The following is a 19,218-nucleotide window of genomic DNA, read 5'->3' as shown; positions in this document are numbered from 1 at the left end:
AGTTTTATTCCTTATTTAGTGGATTTATACTAAACTTCATTTGTCTGAGAGGAGCAAAATCAGTGTTTTTATAATAAGTTGTGAAGTAAGTGTAGAAGTTTCCTTTATCTTCGAAAAAACCAATTGGCGAACGAACCTCTTTCCATTTCCACTCTTTTCTATCAAGAAATTTTAGTTCTGAATGATAGGTCCAATCAATTCCATTTTTAGAAGTCAATAAGCTAAAATTCTCATTCCCTCCAATCTCATCGATCAAAGCAAAATAATTGTCTCCCACCTTTAAAACTTGCGGTGCTTCTGCTCTTATGGGTAATTGTAATGGTGAATTTTCTCCTTTGGGAATCCACTCTCCAGTTAAGCTATCTGCCGTTGCCATTCCTATTCTCCAATGGGTACAAGGCTTATTTTCGGTATTTGCACTTCCATATAAAGCATACCACTTATCTCCTACCTGATAAGGCGAAAAGCTCGTTATTCCTTGTAATCCTTCCCAACTACTAATCTTAGGTCGTTTAAAAATAAGTTTTCCCTTATCAAAAGGACCGGCGATTCCATCAATTCCTTTTGTTTGAGATTTAGAGCACATTACCTGCCCATCGTATCGAAGGTAAAAAGCATCTGTTCGGGAAGGAGAAGATTTGTACTGAATGTAAAACAGACACCAGAGATTTTCCTGATTGGAATAAACCCATTTAGGACTGTAGATACAAGAGTTAGGTATTACACCAGTCGTATCGTATGGAAATTGTAGTAAAGTATTTTTTCGTTCCCAATGCTTGTTGTCTAAACTCTGCCAATAGCCAAAGCGATTGTTAACGGTTGGCAAATCGGCAAACCGCTCATTAACTACCATGTGAAAAATACCACCTACTTTTTTCACATCACCACTTTCAAATCCATATTTAATGGAGTCGCAATTCGAATTGTCTTTCCATATTCCAGCATTACGATTAAAGGTAGCGTTTACCTGAAAAGAAGAATCTTTGGAAGTCTTAATCATTTTAGGCTTGCATCCCGATAGGAGAAAAAGCAAATAAAATGAAGTAAATAATATGCTGATTAAATATCTTCGTGCTTTCATTTAAAACCAATGTATTTAATTTCCCAACTTCCAGTATTCACTCCCAAAGCAGGTTCAATACGAATTCGCTTTAAGCTTGACTTAAGATTCATATTTTGAGATAAATCAATTTGGTATTCTTTGAAATCAGTATCATTTGAACTTATATCAAGATCATATTGTGTTTCTTGTGACCAATCAATTTCAGGATTCGACCAATATTTACCTTTTTTAGGATTAAATAATGCCAAAGAGATTCTAGCTTGAGTAGAACGACTATTATTTTTCAATTGTAAAACCAGATGCTTGCATTTTGTCAAGTCAGTTATCAACCAATTAGAACTTTCAATTACCGTGTGTCCCTCTATATTTCCACTTACACTTCCTACTTTCCAATCAAGAGTTCCTCCTGACAGTGAATTCCATCCCATTTTTGAATGTTTAAAAGTCCAGTCTCTTCCAATGTTTGGGTAATCTGCATCATCATCCGGTACATCAATTGTACCGTCTTCATTAAAGAATAATGGTTTTAAAGAAACTCCTCGATAGAACAAACTAATGTCTTTATTTTCTGTGACAACATACCATTGTCCATTCCACTGAAATACATTATTATGCCCTCCAGCTAAAAAATCTCCTTCGTAAATATAAGGACCTCTTAATTGTTTAGACATGGCATAATTTGCACCCCATGCCAAATAGTAAATATCATTTCGTTTAAATACTGTTGATTTATCAGCTGTCCATTTGTCCTTTCCATCTTTTGTTGTAACAATTACCGGCTGAGGTTTCTCAGCTAAAGAAATCATATCGTCACCCAAAATCACAGAATAGTAATGACCTGCTCCAAAAAACATTGTGTACACTCCATTTTCTTCAAAAATTTCAGGATCATAAGGATGTCCTTTCCCAATTATACCATTTGGCAATAAAGGCTTACCCAAAGCATCAGTAAAAGGACCAATAGGAGAATTTGCGACCATAACTCCTGTGCTGATATTTCTATTTGAAAAATACCAATAATACTTTCCATTTCGCTCTGTAATATCGCCAGCCCAACAATTCGGCAAATCACCTATATAAGTTTCTGTAGGTAAAATTACGCCCTCCTTTTTCCAATCAATCAAATTATCAGTTGACCTGATTTCCCAACGATCCATTCTCCATGTGTCATCCGTATCCCACGATTGATCATGACCGCCGAATAAATACAAACGACCATTGGCAATTATTGTGTGTGCATCGGTTAGTCCTTCCTGCGGAAAAACATTAGGTATCTCTATTGGTAAAGACTTATTCTTTTTTGAGGTTAACTGATTTGTATCACCACTTTTAGGTTTACAACAAGTCATACCAAATAGTAAGATAAAAATGGAAACGTTTGCTATTAAATTCATGAGCCTAGTAAATAACTTAAAACCTTATGTAATATTCACAAAAATCTATTTTTAATTGCTTGCTCTAAAGATGATCTGTTCTGAAAGAAGAAGCTGGCAAACCAGCCGTATTAAACAAACAACCATTCAAATAACTCGTCCATCCATAACGAACAATAGTTGGCTCTTTAACATCCTTGTTCCAAACAATAAGTTGACCTTTTTTTATTTCTGCCTCTGCAGGATAAAAGACCTGATCGGCACCAGCTATTTCAAAATTCTCAAGTTTATTTTCCATACTACATACCCCATAAGGAGCATAATCAAAGGATAAATACGCTTTACTCTCTTTTATTTCCATTGATTTATAAACCGGACCACTATATTGAATCCCTTTAAAACCATAGGTTTTAGCCAAAGCCCAATATGCCAAACGTTCACCAACCTCTTTCTTTTTAGGTGGATGAATGCAAAATTTATCACCAATATCTAATGTTACTGCCATTCCGGTATTGGGAACTGAAAGCATTGTTTTCAATTGAGATTCCCTTAATTCTACCCAAGGTTCCCCTCCCCATTCGAAAGAAGATATTTGCACAAAATAAAAAGGAAAATCACCAAGATTCCAACGATCTCTCCAACTCTTAATCATTGCAGGAAATAGTCTTGAATATTGTTCTGCATTTTTTCTATTCGCTTCCCCTTGGTACCAAATTACACCTTTCATAGTAAAAGGAATAAGTGGGTTAATCATGCCATTAAATAAAACCGTTGGTGTTTTCTGATAATAGGCAGATTCATCTTTCAGAACACTATTAAACTCTTTAAAATCCTCTGAAATAACATTCTTTGGTGTCCATGCTTCAGCAGGAGTTCCTCCCCAACTGCTACAAATTACTCCTATAGGAACTTTTAATTGCGCCTGTAATATTTTACCATAAAAATACGCTACAGCACTAAATTCAGCCGAAGTTTCGCGGTTCGACAACTCCCATTTACCATTGCAGGCTTCTTGTGGCTTACTACTTATATTTCGTTCTACGGTGAAAAAACGGAGTTGAGAATTTGTGCTGTTTAAGATTTCCTGATTACTGCCAGAAACGCCTTGTCCTTTTAGAAATCCTTTTAAAGGCATTTCCATATTTGATTGTCCTGAGCAAAGCCAAACCTCGCCAAGCAAAATATCGCTTATTTGTTTTTGCTCAGAACCTTTAATATCTATTTGGTACGGGCCTCCTGCTTTGTGAGTTTTAAGATCAGTTTTCCACCGACCTTCAGCATCTGAATATACAATATCTTTCTCTCCCCAAGTAGCTTCAATGCTAATTTTAGTATGGGGCTTATCCTTCCCCCATATAGCAACCTCTGCATTTCGTTGCAGCACCATATGATCACTAAACATTGATGCTAGCTCAGTTTGAGCTTGTAAAAGAAAAGCACTGCAAATCAGAACACAAAACAGAAAACCCTTTTTCATTTTTATTTCTCTTTTAAGTAAGTGTCAAAATCACTTTTATTTACCCAATGTGTAGGAATATCTTCACCGCTCTCATAACGATTATAAAAATTTCTCACAGGACCGGAGTATTCATAATTGTCAAAAATATCGCCATTCCCCAAAATACGAGGATCAGCTTGCTCCTTTAATTCAGTCTCCATTTGAGTTTTCATAGCCAATTTTAATTCAGCCAACTCCTCGTTATCAACTAAGTTATTCATACAATAAGGATCCTTTTTAACGTTGTATAGCTCATCGGAAACTCTCTTTCCAAAATTCAGCTGCCAATATTTCATTTGACCTTTCTTACGACGCGTATCTAAAATGTATGTTTTAGTTGGACTACCATCACAATTTAAATAACCTGTCTCAGGATTTCCTTGAGGCCATCTTTCTGTTTTAAAATTGTGTAAGTACAAATAATCCCCTTTAAAGATTCCTCTTACAGGATATCCCTCATCGTTAGGTCTACCCACATCGTGACGTTCTTTACCTACAAGCATGTGATCTCTATCATCAGTAACTTTCCCATCTTTTTCAGAGTAGAAAATATCTGTTAAACTCTTTCCTACAGTTGGCTTCATACCAGCACTTTCAGTAGTTAAACCAGCAAGTTCCAAATAAGTTGGCGTAAAATCTGCAAAACTCACAAAATCGGAAATAACACGACCTGATTTTTTAATTCCTTTGGGCCACATAATTGCCAAAGGCAAGTGATTCGAGTACTCATAAACTTGTCCCTTAATTCTTGGAAAAGGCATACCATTATCAGCTGTTACAATCACAATTGTATTATCCAACTCTCCAATTTCTTCTAGTTTCTTTAACATCTTTTGCAAATGAGAATCAAAATGTTCGATTTCAAATGCATAGTCAAGCATATCTGTTCTAACCGTGTCAACATCAGGCCAAAGAGCAGGCACCTCATCAATTTCACTTATATTTTTGCCTCCTTTTGTTATCCCAGTTTTATATTCATAACTACGATGTGGTTCTTTACTACCATACCAAAAGCAAAAAGGTTCTCCTTTAGGTCGAGCATCCAAAAATGCTTCAAAATTTTTCGCATAATCGTTGTTAGAAATTCCTTTAGAAGGTGGAGTAGCAGTATAAGTATCAAATTTAGGACCTGCTAATTCTCTTTCTTTACCATTAATAGATCCAGGAACGCCAGGAGCCCAACCTTTTGCTACACTTCCTACCCAATATCCATTCTCACCTAAAGCTTCAGCATAGGTTTTAAATTTCGCTGGAAAATAAGGTGCATGATTCGCCGCCGCCTCTAATTGCCAGCTATTTCGCCCTGTTAAAATAATAGAACGAGAAGGTGCACACTTTGCATTTGGTGTGTACGCATTTTGAAATAACAAACCTCTTTCGGCTACTTTATCAAAAGCTGGTGTTTTCACCCAATCGCATCCATAGGCACCAAAATACTTCCACGAAGCATCATCGGCAATAGCAAACAAAATATTTGGTCTTTTAGGCTTTTCTTGCTTTTGTTTGCAAGATGATACGCTACCTAATAAGATAACTCCAAATACGTACAAAACTAACTTATTCATTTCTCTCCTTTTTTTTAAAGATTCTATATTTAAAATCCTTTATTTTTCTTTACAGTTAAGCTTTTTTTAGTTGCTTCATCAGCAACAATAGCCTTTTCCTGATCTCCTACATAAACATTATCAATTACCTGAACGTTGCGACAGTTTGCAAAATCGAAAAGTGGCGCATCTGGATGCAAAGGCTTAGCATCATAAGTTTTGGTGATCTTATTTCCTTTAATAATCAATCCATCTACTCTATCAGCCCAAACAATTCTGTTGTCGAAGTTTTTTATGGTATTATTCTCAAAACGGATGTTACGATCGTAGCATTCTGTTTGATTAAAACCCTCTCCCAATCGTGGAGTGATATACATTACAGCATGTTCTGATCCACTATAAGCACAATATTCAAAGTGATTATTTCGAATAACAACATCTTCTACTGCTCCTGATTCGAACCAATAGTAAGTTTCACCTCTAAATAGAATAGAAGACATCATTGATGAAAAGTTATTGTTCTCGATAACGGTTTTTAAAGGTGTTTTTAAAACAACATTTCTAGCACGATGATCGCGAATTGTGCAACCACGCATGGTAAATGTAGGATTCCAAGTTTTATTTTCAAGCAAATCGCCTATGGCTAAATTTTCAGGTAATTGATCTTTAAAAGTAAGATTAATGTACTGGTCGTTAACTATTGATACAGCAGTTACCGTATTCTCTGATGCTTTTTGCATACTTGGCTTTTGAATAAACCAGATGACATCATCTTTTCCAGCAAACTCGAAGCCCATTTGTTGCCCATGTTTAAGACCAACTCTTACCGTATGAGCATCAATCACTTTATCAACCTGAACATAAGTACCGTGCACATTAGTTCCATCGTCCAACATATTTTCGAAACGACAATCTTCGATTAAGATATCACCTTTACAATTGCAAAAATGAGTCGCATCAGCAATAGTAGTTACTACTCTATCTGAACCTTCAGGCAAATAAATACCACATTTACTTAATGTTGCATTTTCAGAACGTTCGAATAAAAATCCCATTCCTAATGCACTATGAACAACAACATTCTCAATACGAGTATTTTTTGATGAAATAACATGAAAAGCAGGTGCATATCGATTTTCCTCTTTAGCTCCCTTTGAATGTAAAATTGATCCGACAGGAGGATAATGCTTAAGTTTCTCGTGAAAACGTAGAATTCCACCTTTTCTTTTTTCAACCCATCGAGGTGAACTCGATACATCCCATCCACCATGAACAACACGCTGTTCCTTACGATCAAAAGCTAAAGTACTCCCAATTTTACTGTAATGGAATCCATCAATATTTGGAAATAGGAGTTGTCCTTTGCTTACTTTCCATGAGAAACCATCTGTAAATGGTTTTATATCACGCCATTCCTCTTCTGGATTACATTCAATAACTTCGCCTTGAAAAGTGAATGGAATATCCCAATCTAAACTAAGATTCTTAACAGTTACATTTTCGCAGCCTTTAAATTGAAAGGGTAAAACTCGACCATGGAAAATAAATTCAGAACCATTACCTTCAATTTCAACAGATTTAAAACCTTCCATTGGAAAAATAATTCTCTTTAATCCATTGTTGTGATTGGTAATAAAACAATATTTTTCAGTAGCATAATCTGGTTTAAAACGATAAGTTCCTTTTTCGAATACTATTTTCACATCCAAATCCGAAACATTCTCCAAAGCCTCACGAAGTATTGGCGTCATATCCTCATCTGATGGCTTAATCTTAATTAGTTCTTTTGCATTAGCTCCCATTGAAGCCAGTAAGATTAATATTAATACTAATCTCCCCATTATAATTCCTTTACACATCTTCCAATTATTCATTTTAAATACCCTTTATTATCGCACAATAATAAACATCCACAAAACCTACATGACACACTATAATAAGAGCATGTTACTAGCAGATTGATTTTACATCTTTGTATTCTGAAATCGTTTGTTTAGGACGTCTTACTCAAAAGTAAGATCCAATGGGGAGGTATTAAAAATAATAATTCACGCGACATTTCTTTTAAACGAAGCAATGCTTTATCATACCTACACAGAAAACGATATCATAACTTAAAAGATTTTAATTTCTAAAATCAAAATAGGCTATAAATACCGTTAGATATGTAGTTGAGAATTTATTTAGTGTGTCTGAAAGTAAATAATAAATTTATTTGCATGGATAAATCGATCAGGGAGATCTACTATGATTACTTTTAAATCAACAGATTAACTAGAATACTTCTTGCTTGATTCAACTGCAAATTTTCCAGGAGTAACATTATACTTCTCCTTAAACAACTTGCTAAAATGAGTTCGGCTTTTAAAGCCTGTCATTAAATAAACTTCGTTAACCGATAGTTTATCTTGCACTAAGAATTCAGAAGCTTTCTTTAATCTATACGATTTTAAAAGTTCAAATGGTGTTTGATTTGTTATGGCTTTCACTTTTTGGTAAAAATGAGTTCGGTTTAGAAATAAATCTTTGGCAAAGCCATCCAAATCTAAATCCTGATTGTCCAAGTTCTCAGCCATTAATTCGTATAATTTCTCTAAGAAAATAGCATCATTTCCATTGTCTTTATTTTTCTCTAAACTAAGAGGTAAATCAATTTGAAATCGCTGACGTAATTGTTTTCTATTCTGCAATAAAAACTCTGTTCGTGCTACAAGGTGCTGCAAATCAAAAGGCTTTCTGATATAAGAATCAGCACCTTCTTTTATGCCTTGAATCTGATCTTCAATAGTCGCGCAAGCGGTTAATAGAATTACTGGAATATGACTCGTTTTAATATCTGATTTTATATGTCTACACAATTCTAAACCATTTAATTCAGGCATTAAAACATCACTGATAACAATATCTGGCCACTCTTCTTCCATTGCTTTTAAACATTCACGTCCATTAACAAATGACTTCAGTTTAAAAAACTTAGACAGGCTTGATGAAACAAAATTTCTCATATCATCATTATCCTCAACTAGGAATACATAAGAATTAGAAAAATCGCTTCCTACTTTTATCTCAGAAAGGTTTGTCTGATTTAAAACAGAAACAGTTTGATCGTGCTTTCTCTCTATCGATAAAATCTCATCTTCTTTAATTTTGATATCATCTGATACATTTTCTTCTACTATGGGTAAACGTACCGTAAATGTGGTTCCTTCATTCAATTCACTCTCAGCTTCGATAGAACCATAATGCATCTCAACAAGCCTTTTTGTAAAAGCCAATCCAATTCCAGAACCTCCCGTATACGCACCATGTTTATGCGTCGACTGATAAAACCGCTCAAAGATAAATGGTAAATCATCCGATATAATTCCTCGACCGGTATCTGATACCTTAATAATTAGATTTCTATCAACACAAGTATATTCCACTTGAATTGTATCTCCAGACTCGGTAAATTTAAAAGCATTATTTAAAAGATTATTTAGAATCTTCTCCAACTTATCATTATCAGCATTTACAAACAGATTGGTACAATTACTCTTGACTTTTAAATTCTTATTTGAATTATTAGCCATAAACTCAAAATCAGAGAGCAAATCGTTTAAAAAGGATTGAAATCCAAATGTTGAATAATGCACCTTTAATTGGTTCGCATCCGATTTTTGAAAATCATGAACTTGATCAATAAGCTTAGAAATCTTTTTAGATTGACGTTTTACCAGTTCCAATTTCTCTTTAACATCGACATTATTCTGAAAGCGATTTAACAATAAATCTACCGGTCCAGTGATTAAAGTAATTGGCGTTTTGATTTCATGCGATATATTCGAAAAAAAGCGAAGTTTAGCAAGATTTACCTCTTTCACATTGTCTTTTTCTAACTTTTCAATCTGCAAATTATGCTGTAATGTTTGAAATCGTAAGACATAAAACATCACCAAATAAAGGATAAGTACCAAAAGTGAAAAATAGAAGATATATGCGAGTGTGGTTTCCCAAAAAGGTGGGTTTATAATTATTTTGAGCCTTCGTGGTTCTGTCCATTGCTTTAAAGAATTCGAAGCCATCACGTTTAATTCGTATTCTCCAGCTTGCAATCCACTATAGTATATGTTTCTTTGGTCAGAGTTTACTTCTACCCATTCATCATTAATTGGTAAGAGTTGATATCTTAAAAAGTGATTATCAGGCGTTGAAAAATGAAGCGATTTTAACTCAATAGAGAATACGTTTTCGTCATAATTTAACTCAATTTCTTTCTGTTCATTTAAGCGTTTACTTAAAAGGACTCGACCTGCTATCGTATCACCTGGCGAAACAAGATTATTATCCAATTTAAAATCACCAAACTCTAAAATTGGAAGCTCTTCTTTGTCTGGTAAATCAGCAGGATTATAATAACAAAAGCCATCCAACCCAGATTGCATCATGAATCCATTTGACAACTTGATTGATGCAAACCAAAAATCTTCGAAAGGTAAACCATCAACCTCACTGAATTTTCTAAATCTATAATCCTTAGTGTCGAACTTATTCAAACCAATATTAGTGGTAATCCATAAATTATACTCATCATCGTACAGTATATTTTTGACTGCATTATTCGATAAGCCATTTTTTTCTGAGAATGCAATAAATTCTGGTTCCTTATCGCTATTAATGACTTTACAAATACCACCTCCTTCAGTTCCAATCCAAAATTCATTATTTGGCAACCGAATAATAGAGCTAACAAAATTGCTTGAAATAGATAACCTGTTGCTTTTATCATTTACATACTGTTGAATCTTCAAATCCTCTAATCCTCCATCTCCCATACTCTCAATCCTAAACAATCCATCAGAATCGGCTCCTAACCAAATGAAATTGTAAACAGGATCAACGTAAACACAGCGAATAAGAGAAAGTTTATTCTCCTTAAAAAAGGGATGATCATTTAATCGTAGTACATTTTTAACAGTTCCGTCCTTAGTTAGGCATATTTTATAAACATTATCGGTGGCTCCAATCCAAATATTTCCATCATTATCTTCGGAAAAGGAACGCAACCCCATACCAGCTGGTATGGATTTATTAATTATTTTTTTTACTGTTTTTGTACCCTTACGAACCCTATAAAGACCATCTTCGTTAGACATCTTCATCCAAATATTCTTCTTGGAATCAACAAAAACAGATGCAACCTTATGTCTGTCTTTTTCGGACAAATAAAAAGGAAGAGGTTCAAACTTTTTTTCTATCACATTAAAGAGTGCAATGCCACCAAGCGTTGCAGTAACTAATACACGATGATCGTCGAATTGAGAAAAATGAGTAACCAAATTTGATGATAAACCAAATTTATAATCCATTTCGATATTAAATTTCCCAAATGGATTGGCATCCAGATCAAAATTAAATATCCCGTCATTAAACGTACCAAACCAACATCCACTCTTCGTTGATGGGGCAAAGCAACTACACCTCAATATCGATTTACCTGCATTAAAATAAGATTGCTTATAACTCTTATTGTTTTTAAGTCGATCTACATTTTCAATATGAATAACTCCATCGTTTAATGTGCCCAGCCAAAGATTTCTAAACTTATCAATTGAAGCTGTTTTAAACCCTTCTGATTTGAAATAAGTCCCTTTTAATTCAAAAACAAAATCGCCATTGCTAATATGGTATTCAACAAAAGCAATACCTAAATCCAGAGTTAATAAAACCGTGTTTTCATCAATTTTTGTAATTGAATTGTTAAGAGCTAGTTCTGTCTCAAGAACTGGAATCATCTTATTTTTTTCTAGATTAAGACATACGGGACCTTTTGATGTTGCAAACAGATAATTCGATTTATCCAGACTTATTCCGTCATAAAATTGAACATCACTTTTGGAATCATTAAAAGTTGGCAAATACTGCTGCAAGAAAGAATAATTATGATCAAAAACAAGCACACCATCGCCCTCTGTAGCGCAAACAACTAATCCTTTTTGTTCATTAATAAGAATACACCTAACAACTGGACCGCGCACACCTCTATTATAGAGTTTATTAGTGTAAATATTTTTAAATTTCTCTTGTGAATAATTATAAAGCGTGATTCCTTCATCGGTCCCAATCCACAGGTTTCCTTTACTATCTTCAGCAATTGATCTTACTCTATTACTTGCCAATATGTCTTTATCAAGCGTATTCTTAAATACTTTTATTTCGTATCCATCATATCTGTTTAGCCCTTCATAAGTTCCAAACCATAAATAACCTCGTGAATCTTCAAGAATGCAGGTAACGCCATTGTGTGCTAATCCATCTGAAATAGTAAGCTGTTGAGAACTGTCTAAGTTTTTAACTAGCCCAAACGAGCCAGTAATAGGGAAAACTAGTAATATTATAAGTACACAGATCTTATTGAACATTTTCTTCAGCATAAAAAAAATAGGGGTTTTCTATTGAAAGAGCTAAAATAAACAATCCTAAAGAGAATATAGCTCAAAAGATAAAATTAAAAAATTTCGCAACAAACCATCGTCAACACAATCAAAAAAACACATTCAAAATCAGTAAAATATCAAACAATAAAAAATCTGAATTCAAATATTTAAAAATTAGACAGAAGTTCATTTAACAAGCTAGTAAATACAAATCAACATCATATTATTCACAAAGATGAAATCATTTAATTGACATGTAATCGAAGTTAAAACCAAACTAGTTACCTCTAAAAGGTAAAAGAATCTAATAAATATTCTATGCCATCGGTATCTTTAATAAGCAACTGACAACCCAATGGGTTCTCATTCTTTCCTAACAAATATTTTAAAGTGAAAGGTTTTAACGGGTTTATATCTTCCTGAGGTAAATCGTTAATCTTTCCACCTGATTCATTCAACAAGCGAAGTATTGCCTTTCCTTCATGGAATACGCCATATTGCCCATTTAAGCTATTTGTTTTAGAATCAAAATTCAACTTTTGAGTAATAATTCCAGCCCTGTTGACATCTAGAATTGGTGTTGATACAATTTTAGCCGCTCCTTGAATCTCTTGATAATCGAAACTCTCGCCTGGTAAAATTGTATGAATTGGAGTTTTTACTTCCGTTTCTAAATATCCAGTAACCATACCACTATTGTAAATGGCTGCATTTACTCCAAAATCATATTCAAGACTTGGATCATATTCTTCCATAATCTTCACAAATGCCGTATTGTTAGTCTTAATCACATAGCAAAGCCAGTTCTTTGACGAGATCATATGAAAACCTCCCATTAGGTAATAATCATACTCTATTTCAAAAATTCCCGGAGCAACTTCACCATTCCAGTTAGTTCCATGATTGAAATACTTCTTTACGTGCTCGGGATTGTTCTTATCCAAAGGCATTCTATTTCGGTGAACATACCTCCAATGCGATTCAGGAGTTACATTAATATGATACTGCTCGCCATCGGGCAATTTAAACTTCTTATCGAAAGGAATGTAAGCTCTAAAATTCTCCCCGTCTTCTAAGTCTGGTTTACTTCGAGAAATATTCTGACTTGTGGTCATGATTCCTCTTTTTACCGCTTTATCACCTCTATTGATTAATGTATGCTTGATAAAAACCAGACTACTACCCGTTTCAATGTGCAAACTTCGTTTATATTGCAAACGCTCATCAATTGTTTCAGGATGAATAAATTTTTGAGATTTATTATCAAAAGATGGAACAGGAAGCTCTTGAATTCCCGATTCAACATCAATAGACTGAATGCCATCTTTATTGGTTGAAATTCCAACTTTATATGGACTATCTCCAATCACCACAGGAGGTGGCCAACGTTTTGATTTCTTACCATCAGCTCCAATTGCACAATTACCCACAGGAATAGGCACCAAACGATAACCGCCAAAATTTCTCCACTCATTTTGCTTCACCTCATCATTAGGAGCAAATGATTTTCCAAATAATTTTGGATTTAACCACAATGATGGAACATCTCCTAAATTATATTCCAACATACGGCCTGCAGCTTGAGGAACTACAGCTAAACTGATGTATTTATTCTTAGCAACAAATACACTATCCCACTGCCAATTTTTATAATTATTAACTATCGAAACTGTTTCAATAGGTTTCTCAGCCTCACAACCAACCAGCATTACTAATGCGATTCCTAATATGCTAAATCTATTTCTCATTGTAATTAGTTTAATTGTGTGAAATATTAAGTTACCTATCTTCCTGATCAAATACGAACCTTTACGCATTATTCTCTGCTAAAATCTTTTTCATTTAAATCCAAGCAATCAAGTTCGCATATAAAAAAAGGGCTAACCTTTATATAAGGCTAGCCCAAAATTCTATTCAATGTTTACTTTGCAAGATTACCTTTCCAACCACTATTGAATTGAACCAACAATTCTTTTACCAATGCTGGTTTATCATCGGCAATATTCACTGTTTCTGCTGGATCGTTAACATGATCATATAATTCAACAAATACGGGTTCCGATTTAGGATTCGTATAATCTTTCCATACAATTAATCGATAATGATTGGTTCTCATACCATAACCCATCAAATTATTCTCGAATAAGTTACGATCCCATTTATCCTTTTGCTGTGCAATAATTTTACCTTCAACATCTTTAATAAGTGGACCGAAATACGTTTCTCGCATTCCTGGTGAAAGTGGATTTGCAGCCCATTCTCTTAAGGCTGGAGTTGGAAACTGACTAAAAACGGCCGATTTCCATTCTTTCTCAGGATTTGTTAATAAAGGAACAAAACTTTGTCCTTCTAGGTGAGCAGGTTTCTCTATTCCAGCTAATTCGCAAAGAGTAGGATACATATCAACTAGTTCGACCAATGCCTTCGTAGTTACACCTCTATTTTCATTTGGCATATCTGGTGTCCATATCATTAAAGGAACACGAGTAGAAATTTCGTAATTAGTTGCCTTACCCCAAATACCCATATCTCCAAGATGCCAACCATGATCACCCCAAAGAATAATGATGGTATTATCACGCACACCTGCATCGTCTAATGCTTTAATCATTTTCCCAATTTGAGCATCGGCATAACTCACACAAGCCAAATAACCATGTTTTAATGTTCTAGCCAAAGAGTCATTAATAGAACCATATTTAGGAATACCGGCTCTTGCTCTAAGTTCAAACGAAGGATGCAATCCCATTGCGGCACCATTCTTAGGAGCCACGTTATTTTCTGCTAATGGAATATCTTCACGATTATACATATCCCAATATTTTTTAGGTGCGATAAAACTCAAGTGAGGCTTTTTAAGACCTAATCCTAAAAAGAAAGGCTTATCTGGGTTTTTAGCCAACATATCTTTTAATGTTGCAATTGCTGAAATTGTATTGTAACCATCTTCATAGGTTACATCAGACACATCGGCACATTCGTAAGCAGGTCCTTGAACTAAACCATTTTTAGGCGCATCAGGACCATATTTTGCAATCATTACGCCACGTTGGTTTTTATAGAATTCCTGATTTTCTTTTAAAGCATATCCTCCTTTTGTAGCCGCGCGCTCTACATTAGGTCTTACAGGCAATCTACTCCACGAAAATTTCGGATCGTTATACTTACCATGAAAGATTTTCCCTGAACACACTGTTTCGTAACCAAACTTTTTAAATTGTTGAGGTAATGTTACAATATCAGGATTTACATCACGAAAATCGGTATAATTCTCGATTACTCCAATGGTTTCCGGACGAGCACCAGTCATTAAACTTGCTCGTGAAGGACTACAAATAGCCTGTTGACAATAGGCGTTATCAAATAACAATCCGTCACCAGCTAAAGCATCTAGGTTTGGAGTTACAGCAATTTCAGAACCGTAACATCCCAATTCTGGTCGTAAATCATCTACTGCAAGAAAAAGAATATTTGGCTTTTTCTTAAGTGCTTCTTTTTTCTTCAAACCCGAATTACAACTCAATGTTATCAAGGAAATTAGAATAAGTGGTATTAAATTTTTCATTTGTTTGTTTTTAAATTTTTCATTTGTAAGATGCTAGCCTGTATGACAAACAGATAACTCCAACAAAAAGATTAATCATTTTCGCGGATTAATAAATGCTTGTTTTTTTATGTTCGTTTCATATATTTCTGTTTTACTTCTAGTTCTAATATTTGTAGAATTACAGCGTACCAATTAAATAGAAAATTTTCTATGTAAGTTCGTATTATTTATCTGGCGATGGTTTATTTTTATCACCTATTATTCAGAAATAAGTTACGATTCACTTATAATTTCGAAGGCATTTCTCATTCATTTGTTAAACTGCATTTATTCGTTACGAGTATTTAGATTATTCTAAAACCAATTCAAAAAATGAAAGTGTATAAGGCTTACCATGCGACTTATTAACCATGCCAGCCTCTGTCATTAAATCGAAATTAGAAACAAGTAGCTTATTCTCAAAAATCACAACATCGACAGGCTGATCCAATTCACCATTCGCTCCATTGTTATCGGGGTATTGTGCCATAATCGATACCTTTTTATCTACATCTATTTTCCAAATCTGGTTTTGCGAAAAACCGGCAATATATAAATTCCCCTTTTCATCCACAGTCATACCGTCTATTCCTGTAGAATCGGGCAAACAAGCATACACCTCATTATCAATCACCTTGCCTATTGTATCTAAATTCAATTTAAAAATAGTGGCATCGCCAAAGTCAGCAACAAACAAATGTCCACTATTATCAAAGGCTAAACCGTCCAATCCAAACTGTTTTCTCGGATTTTGAGTTTGACTTGTAAATATCAAATTCACATCGGTACTATCATTTCGAACTTCAATATTTCTGTCGGACACCAAAAAGCGATAAACTCCACTGGTGTTTTTTTCAGTTTTAAACATAGGCAACTTTGGAGTCGTAACATAAATTGCTCCATCGTAATATTTTAAACCGTTAGGTCCATTAATTCCCGACGCAATAACTTCAGTTGACATCAATTTACCTTCATTAAAGACCATCCGAAGAATTCGCCCATTATTTGCCCCCTGGCTTGCGCAAACAAACAGCGAACCATCGGGAGCATAATCGATTCCCATTGGATTTGAAAAGGTTCCAAGCTTTACGCCTTCGACATGTGCAAGCTTTGAAACCACACCATTTTTTGTTATTCGCACCAACACTCCCGGTTTTGTTTTTTCGGCATAATTTGGACACGATAAAGTCAAGCTACCATCGGGTGCAAGTGCAAAAGCATCGGGAGTAGGGCAATAATCGGGTAATTCAACAAAGAGTTTCGCAGTATTCAAATTTCTATTCTCTTCAGAACAGCTGAATAAACTTATCATGAAAAAAAACACGACCGTTAGAAACACAATTATTGAAATCGAATTACTTTTAAATTTATTCATTCTGTCTATCATTTTTGATTTGTATTTTTTATCCACACCTTGATGTATCCTATTTCAAAATCAACCAGTAAATCTTTAACATTGGAGACAACACCACATGGAATAAACAGAAAATGCTTATTGTCATTTTAAACTTAACAATAAGCATTTTGGATTTAGATAGCTGCAAAAACTATTAATAAACAATAAAAACAGATTACTCTTTTATTCATTTCGAACAACTGTTAAATGTATAAAAGCTATTTTTTCATAAATGTTTATTCCCAAAGAATTGGCATCCAAACTGTCATTTCCGATTGACCTCTATTGCTCCATGCAAAATAAGGGACAAATTGTGTCTTGTATGTTTCCCACACCACATTCTTCACCTCACTATACATTTCATTTTCATCAACTTTACGAAGTTTTACGTCTGCACTAATCGTAGAAACACCACCTAAAAAATTAGGTTTATACTCCGCTTTTAATTCCGATTTAAAAGGAAGAAAAACGTCTAAGATTCCAGTCTCTTTTGGAAGATCTGTCGATTCGGCACAATAAACTACTGGCCCTCTTTTAATTGCTACTTGATTTCTTACCTCCTCAATTAAAGGATTACCTTCCATCAACTTTGCTTCCATTGGCATATCCAATAAAATTTCATCACCTTTTTTCCACTGACGGTCAACCACAGCATAGGTTCCTGCTTTTACATCAACACCCGCATCTTTGCCATTTACTAATAGCTTGCTACCATTTGCCCAATCAGGAATACGTAATCTCAGCTGAAAAGCATCTTTTTTACACTTACCCACTGTAATTTTCACTGCTCCTTCCCAAGGGTATTTTGTAACTTGAGAAAGCTGAATTTTAGAACCATCCAATAAATTAGAAGTCAGTTTATTTCCACCGTATAAATTTACCGCTACGCCATTATCTGTTAAGCTATATGCCCAACCAGATACTTTAGCAATAGTTCGAACTAAGTTTGGAGGACAGCAAAAGCATTCTACGTAAGGAATACGTTGATCGAATTCTGTTGCTGCATCAGGATTATCGTGAGCATGATTACAAACTCGCAGTGGATTAGCATAGAAATAGTCTTTTCCTTCGATACTAATACCAGAAAGTGCACTATTGAATAAGACCAATTCCATAATATCAGCATACTTGGATTCCCCATGAATACCCAACATTCGATAACTAAACATCGAGTTACAAATATTTGCACACGTTTCGTTGTAGGCAGTAAGATTTGGCATCATGTATTCATTAATAAAACCTTCATGAACCATATCAACATGCGACGATACGCCATGATGAGTTTGACCACATGCTCCAGTTATATACATCTTCTTCTCTACAACATTATCCCAAAGTCTATCTAAAGCATCAACCAATGCTTTCTCTCCTGTTTCTGCTGCCACATCGGCCGCTCCTGCATAAAAATACAAAGCAAGAACAGCATGTCCTTCTGCACTCTTTTCTTTGCGCAAAGGAGTTCGTTCCTGAACCATGTCACCAATAAACTTATAACCAGCAACTTTACTTGGCTCCACCTTCGACTGACCTCTTAAGTTAATAAACAACTCAGCCAGTTTAAGGTATTTTTCGTCTTTTGTCGTACGATACAATTCCACCAAACCCATAATCTGTGTTTGATTAAAGCCAAATCGCTTTAAATTATCTGAAAGGTCATCTACCATAAAGGTATCGTACAAATTATCGGCATGCTTAATGGCAATATCCAAAAAGTTAGTTTTTCCGGTAATACGATTGTGTATACAAGCACTTGTGTACAGGTGACCACTATTATACATCTCATGGTACTGTCTGTTTCCATTACGCTCCCAACCATTAAGTGTTACCTGAGTTTGTAAGTAACCATCTGGTTGTTGTGCTTTCCCAATAATATCAATATACTTATCAAGATCAGCTAGAATTTTTTTGTCTTTATTTTGAGCATAAACATACATTTCTGCTTCCATCCATTTATAAAAATCGCCGTCCTGCCATTTCATTCCTTTGTGCTCGCCCTCTTTAAGTCCGGCAGCAATTTTAAAATTATTAAGTGCATGACCAATATCTCCGCACAACAATTCTCCCATATAAGGAACCATTGTTTCTTCACACACTTTAAATTTATCAGCCCAAAATCCTTCGGTCCAAGTGCAATCTCCAATATCAATACTCTTGAATTTCACATTCGGACTTTCCGAGTTATTGATGATGCCTTTCTTCTGTGCAAAAGCAGAACCAAACACTATAATACTCAGAGTAAATAGTAGTAATTTCTTCATTATATTATTTTTAAAATGCAGTAACAGATTTAATTACAAAAAAAAATCAGTACTCGCTTTATAGTTTCCTATTTGCACGAAATA

10 protein-coding genes are annotated in these 19,218 nt (G+C 34.6%); all 10 read right to left on the bottom strand.

Annotated features, from left to right (window positions below; genetic code table 11):
• Positions 1–4 precede the first annotated feature (4 nt).
• A complete protein-coding gene (locus tag EMN46_RS03330; RefSeq protein ID WP_154199258.1) occupies positions 5–1,081 on the bottom strand; it encodes a hypothetical protein in 1,077 nt (358 codons plus the stop codon).
• Positions 1,078–2,457, bottom strand: coding sequence for a family 43 glycosylhydrolase (locus EMN46_RS03325; RefSeq protein ID WP_154199257.1), 1,380 nt, complete (start codon positions 2,455–2,457; stop codon positions 1,078–1,080). Before EMN46_RS03325 ends, EMN46_RS03330 begins: the two co-directional genes overlap by 4 nt.
• A gap of 64 nt (positions 2,458–2,521) precedes the next feature.
• The gene (locus tag EMN46_RS03320; RefSeq protein WP_154199256.1) at positions 2,522–3,913 is read right to left on the bottom strand and encodes a sialate O-acetylesterase; all 1,392 of its coding nucleotides are present in this window, start codon (positions 3,911–3,913) and stop codon (positions 2,522–2,524) included.
• Positions 3,914–3,915: 2 nt separating this feature from the next.
• Positions 3,916–5,499, bottom strand: coding sequence for a sulfatase (locus tag EMN46_RS03315; protein WP_154199255.1), 1,584 nt, complete (start codon positions 5,497–5,499; stop codon positions 3,916–3,918).
• A 29-nt stretch (positions 5,500–5,528) separates the two neighbouring features.
• The gene (locus EMN46_RS03310) at positions 5,529–7,352 is read right to left on the bottom strand and encodes a right-handed parallel beta-helix repeat-containing protein (RefSeq protein ID WP_229130254.1); all 1,824 of its coding nucleotides are present in this window, start codon (positions 7,350–7,352) and stop codon (positions 5,529–5,531) included.
• Between the two features lie 396 nt (positions 7,353–7,748).
• Positions 7,749–11,891, bottom strand: a complete 4,143-nt coding sequence (locus EMN46_RS03305) for an ATP-binding protein (protein WP_154199254.1) — start codon at positions 11,889–11,891, stop codon at positions 7,749–7,751.
• A 290-nt stretch (positions 11,892–12,181) separates the two neighbouring features.
• Positions 12,182–13,642 (bottom strand): hypothetical protein, encoded by a 1,461-nt coding sequence (locus EMN46_RS03300; protein WP_154199253.1) that lies wholly within the window; start codon positions 13,640–13,642, stop codon positions 12,182–12,184.
• A 173-nt stretch (positions 13,643–13,815) separates the two neighbouring features.
• Positions 13,816–15,459 carry a sulfatase gene (locus EMN46_RS03295; protein WP_154199252.1) on the bottom strand — a complete coding sequence of 548 codons (1,644 nt, stop codon included), beginning with the start codon at positions 15,457–15,459 and terminating at the stop codon, positions 13,816–13,818.
• Positions 15,460–15,790: 331 nt separating this feature from the next.
• Positions 15,791–16,855 (bottom strand): SMP-30/gluconolactonase/LRE family protein, encoded by a 1,065-nt coding sequence (locus tag EMN46_RS03290; RefSeq protein ID WP_229130253.1) that lies wholly within the window; start codon positions 16,853–16,855, stop codon positions 15,791–15,793.
• 257 nt (positions 16,856–17,112) lie between these two features.
• Positions 17,113–19,134, bottom strand: coding sequence for a glycoside hydrolase family 127 protein (locus EMN46_RS03285; RefSeq protein ID WP_154199251.1), 2,022 nt, complete (start codon positions 19,132–19,134; stop codon positions 17,113–17,115).
• Positions 19,135–19,218: the final 84 nt, after the last annotated feature.

This window comes from Ancylomarina sp. 16SWW S1-10-2 (assembly GCF_009669305.1).
Classification (GTDB): Bacteria; Bacteroidota; Bacteroidia; order Bacteroidales; family Marinifilaceae; genus Ancylomarina.
This window is presented reverse-complemented; position numbering and strand designations above follow the sequence as displayed.

Excerpts from the sequence above, each read along its gene's own strand:
- EMN46_RS03330 (WP_154199258.1), bottom strand. The coding sequence starts at position 1,081 with ATGAAAGCACGAAGATATTTAATCAGCATATTATTTACTTCATTTTAT.
- EMN46_RS03325 (WP_154199257.1), bottom strand. The coding sequence starts at position 2,457 with ATGAATTTAATAGCAAACGTTTCCATTTTTATCTTACTATTTGGTATG.
- EMN46_RS03320 (WP_154199256.1), bottom strand. The coding sequence starts at position 3,913 with ATGAAAAAGGGTTTTCTGTTTTGTGTTCTGATTTGCAGTGCTTTTCTT.
- EMN46_RS03315 (WP_154199255.1), bottom strand. The coding sequence starts at position 5,499 with ATGAATAAGTTAGTTTTGTACGTATTTGGAGTTATCTTATTAGGTAGC.
- EMN46_RS03310 (WP_229130254.1), bottom strand. The coding sequence starts at position 7,352 with ATGAATAATTGGAAGATGTGTAAAGGAATTATAATGGGGAGATTAGTA.
- EMN46_RS03305 (WP_154199254.1), bottom strand. The coding sequence starts at position 11,891 with ATGCTGAAGAAAATGTTCAATAAGATCTGTGTACTTATAATATTACTA.
- EMN46_RS03300 (WP_154199253.1), bottom strand. The coding sequence starts at position 13,642 with ATGAGAAATAGATTTAGCATATTAGGAATCGCATTAGTAATGCTGGTT.
- EMN46_RS03295 (WP_154199252.1), bottom strand. The coding sequence starts at position 15,459 with ATGAAAAATTTAATACCACTTATTCTAATTTCCTTGATAACATTGAGT.
- EMN46_RS03290 (WP_229130253.1), bottom strand. The coding sequence starts at position 16,855 with ATGAATAAATTTAAAAGTAATTCGATTTCAATAATTGTGTTTCTAACG.
- EMN46_RS03285 (WP_154199251.1), bottom strand. The coding sequence starts at position 19,134 with ATGAAGAAATTACTACTATTTACTCTGAGTATTATAGTGTTTGGTTCT.